The 2,269-nt window shown below is 30.8% G+C and carries 3 protein-coding genes; all 3 read right to left on the minus strand.

The genetic code is table 11. The features are described 5' to 3' along the window. Window positions 1–257: 257 nt before the first annotated feature. The gene (locus tag BT151_RS18300) at window positions 258–857 is read right to left on the minus strand and encodes a hypothetical protein (protein ID WP_072403812.1); all 600 of its coding nucleotides are present in this window, start codon (window positions 855–857) and stop codon (window positions 258–260) included. A 153-nt stretch (window positions 858–1,010) separates the two neighbouring features. Further along, a complete protein-coding gene (locus tag BT151_RS18305; RefSeq protein WP_072403813.1) occupies window positions 1,011–1,520 on the minus strand; it encodes a hypothetical protein in 510 nt (169 codons plus the stop codon). A gap of 447 nt (window positions 1,521–1,967) precedes the next feature. Then, window positions 1,968–2,144: a hypothetical protein gene (locus tag BT151_RS18705; protein ID WP_171946670.1), complete on the minus strand. Its 177-nt coding sequence runs from the start codon at window positions 2,142–2,144 to the stop codon at window positions 1,968–1,970. Between the last annotated feature and the right edge of the window lie 125 nt (window positions 2,145–2,269).

Genomic DNA, 2,269 nt, shown 5'->3' on the forward strand with positions numbered 1-2,269 from the left:
ACTCTTTCTTTTAAGGTAAGTCGTTTGTGTTTTTTTACTTCCATTGTAACAAATCTATAATTTTAGATTTGTTGCGTTAAGTTATTGAATGGAGGGTCGTTTTTCTCAAATGCACTACAACGGTTACGTATAAGAATAGTGCGGTTTTGTGTGCGAGGATTTTCCGAAGGAAAATCAGATGCAAGCAAAAAAGCACTTACTCTTGATTAAGCACCAAACTAAGCATTATTTTTATACAATGTTAGCAAACGTATTTATTATTCAGCGCAAAAGTCATTATAGAATTCAACAATTTCTTGTAAATCTCTAAACTCATTAGCTTTTATTTTTTTCACCAAATACTCACAGTCAGAAAAAAAATCAGTCGCACGTTTTCTCCAATTGTTAAATACTCCACAATTTAGGCACGAAGGAAATTCATCACTATTGCGTTTTATATAGTTTTTCACTTCTACAACTTTTTGGGAACTTCCAGGAACACCTTTTTTTCCATATTCATCTGGGATGTTTGGAATATTACTTCCAGTCCATTTTGATTTTTCTTCTCTGTAAAGAGAAACTTCACCACCAGTTACAAGTTCGAGTAGAATTGGGTTCATATTAGGTTTTAGTTTTACATACTCATATGTTTTATACATTTCAAATCCATAAAACTCTATTTTAGTAATGCTTTCAAAATCCCAAAAATCGCCTTCGCTGTCAAGAGATGCTCTAAATTTTACTTTATTGTTTTTTATCATTCCATAGCCTTCAATTGAATCTCCATCGTTAAAAAAAATAGTAGACTCCTGAGTTTGAGAAAAGCAGTAAAAACTTAAAAATATAAATGATATTACTAATTTCAATTGTTGGTTCATATGTTTGCTAACGGTCTTGTATAAGAATAGTGCGGTTTTGTGTGCGAGGATTTTCCGAAGGAAAATCAGACGTAACAAAAATGCACTAACTCTTGATTTAGCACTAAACTACGCATTATTTTTATACGTTGTTGTAGCACGTTTTTTTATTCATTAAGCGACTAAATTCAGTCCGCAATTTTTGCATTCAGTTTCATTTTTCAAAATCCCGCTTTTACAGGCAGGACATTTGTCAGTCACGATTATAATTTCTTGATTATATTCTTTTTGCAATTCGGTTAGAAATTCAGAGTCTTTTTCCTCAATAAAATTCAAAACCCGTTTTCCAAAAGGTGGAAACCAAGATTGTAATTCAGACCAATAGATTTTGTGTTTGTTTTCATTTTGAGAAAATCCGATTATTTTATATTCAGATTTTCCAGAAACAAAACTGTCAAATGTCAATCCTTTAGGGTGCTTAAAAATATTCCTTTCTCTTTCTTTTTTATTCAGATTTTTATATTCAACAAATGAACATTGTTTCTCATTAAGAAAGTTAACGATTTCAGATGTCTTTATTTTTGGCTTAAAAAACAATGGGTAAAGAAAGTATTTCACAATCAGAAACCAAATTGTCAGAACAATAATGATTGCAATTAATATTAAATATATTGGGTTTTCCATTCAGTTTTCAAATGTGCTACAACGGTCTTGTGTATGATTAGTTGCGTGGTTCAGCAACTAATTTAGTAAACAAATACTTGCCAGAGAAAATTCCGAAGGAATTTTCCAGATGAGCACAAGCCATAGCAATTAATTATACACGCTGTTGTAGGTAGTTTTTTTATTTATGTTCATATAAATACCATTCAGTCAGAGTTAGATTGGAAATCAATAATTTCTTTCCGACATACAATTGTACAATTCCAGTTCTTTTTCCTTTTTCAGTGATTATATTCCAATTCAGATTTGAGTCAAATTCCAGAACGTCGTGTTCATTAAACCTATTTTCGCTGTTGCTTTTCCACCATCCTTTTCGTATTGAGTTGTTAGAAATCAGTATAATTATTTGGTTAATTAGAAGTAGAAAAATTAGGATTTTTATGTATTTAAAGGTCTTTTTCATTGATTTTAAAATGCTCTTATAATCAATGCAATTCCAATCATTATACATCCAATTCCGCCTGTTTGTAGCTTGAAAGATAATCCTCCAGTTTTATTTTCTTTTTTCAAATCTCGATAAATTTTTATTAAAAATATTCCGAGTATTATTAATAAGATTCCAATAATAATATCAATCCAATCCATTTAATTTGAATGAGTGAGTAAATTACCTACAACGGTTCGGCTATGATTTCGTTGCGGAAAAGTCCGCAGGACATTTCCGCCGTAAATCAAAGATAGCAAAAGTGCGAGATTTTTCCGCAGGAAAA

The organism is Flaviramulus basaltis (assembly GCF_900114265.1).
GTDB lineage: Bacteria > Bacteroidota > Bacteroidia > Flavobacteriales > Flavobacteriaceae > Flaviramulus > Flaviramulus basaltis.